The sequence below is a fragment of the Pantoea sp. B9002 genome, assembly GCF_013385945.1.
Classification (GTDB): Bacteria; Pseudomonadota; Gammaproteobacteria; order Enterobacterales; family Enterobacteriaceae; genus Pantoea.
This window is the reverse complement of record NZ_JACAPA010000103.1, coordinates 1-421: the sequence shown is the minus strand read 5'-3', so window position 1 is coordinate 421 and position 421 is coordinate 1. Positions and strand designations below refer to the sequence as shown.

Genomic DNA, 421 nt, shown 5'->3' with positions numbered 1-421 from the left:
GACCGCCTCATTGAATCGCCCTGGCCTCATTCAACAGTACTTCAATCACCTGTTCCTGAGCCTCGTAGCTTCCCTCACCGAAATGGCTGTAACGCACGTGCCCCTTGGCATCGATCAGGTAGTGGGCCGGCCAGTACTGGTTGTCGAAGGCGCGCCAGATCTTGTAGTCGTTGTCGATGGCCACCGGGTAGCCGATACCGAGCTTGACGACCTGCTGGCGCACATTGCCGATGATCTTCTCGAAGGCGTACTCAGGCGTATGCACGCCGATCACCACCAGCCCGTCCTTCTCGTACTTCTTCGCCCAGCCGTTCACATACGGCAGGGTGTGCAGGCAATTGATGCAGTCGAAGGTCCAGAAGTCCACCAGCACCACCTTGCCGCGCAGGGACTCGCGATCCAGCGGCGGTGAGTTCAGCCA

1 protein-coding gene is annotated in these 421 nt (G+C 59.4%); it reads right to left on the bottom strand.

Annotated features, from left to right (window positions below):
- Positions 1 to 7: 7 nt before the first annotated feature.
- Positions 8 to 421: thioredoxin family protein (locus HX773_RS25370; RefSeq protein WP_176973804.1), on the bottom strand; the 414-nt coding region annotated here is incomplete at its 5' end.